The sequence below is a fragment of the Mesorhizobium sp. M5C.F.Ca.IN.020.29.1.1 genome, from assembly GCF_003997375.1.
GTDB lineage: Bacteria > Pseudomonadota > Alphaproteobacteria > Rhizobiales > Rhizobiaceae > Mesorhizobium > Mesorhizobium wenxiniae.
This window is the reverse complement of the sequence record NZ_RZSW01001224.1, coordinates 1-386: the sequence shown is the minus strand read 5'-3', so window position 1 is coordinate 386 and position 386 is coordinate 1. Positions and strand designations below refer to the sequence as shown.

Genomic DNA, 386 nt, shown 5'->3' with positions numbered 1-386 from the left:
GTCTGGAACATGGTGGTGTTCACCCTGTTCGTCATCGAGCCCGGACAATGGGTTTCGTTCGCGGTTGTGGTGGTGGCCGGCGTCCTGACTTTCGTGCCGATCAACTTCATCCACCCGGTGCGGGTGGTGCGGCTGCGGCGCATCAACCTTGGGATGACTCTCTTGTGGTGCGCTTTCGGCGCGCTTGCCCTGGCCCAGGCGGCACTCGCTGCCTTCTATGATCAGATCGGCGTGCTGGGCGAACAGGTCAGCACCTTCACCAAGATCGGCATTACCATCACCGGGCTTTACCTTGCCTGCATCGGTGGCATCATGCAGTTCTTTCCCAATCTCGGTGCCAAAAAGGCTTGATCAGCCGCTCCCACAGGAAGCCTAGCCCCACAGGA

Annotated in this window: 1 pseudogene; it reads left to right on the top strand. The window is 60.1% G+C overall.

Annotated elements, in window-relative coordinates:
• Positions 1 to 351 (top strand): annotated as a pseudogene (locus EOA85_RS37145) (phosphatidylcholine/phosphatidylserine synthase); the annotation flags it as partial.
• Positions 352 to 386 lie beyond the last annotated feature (35 nt).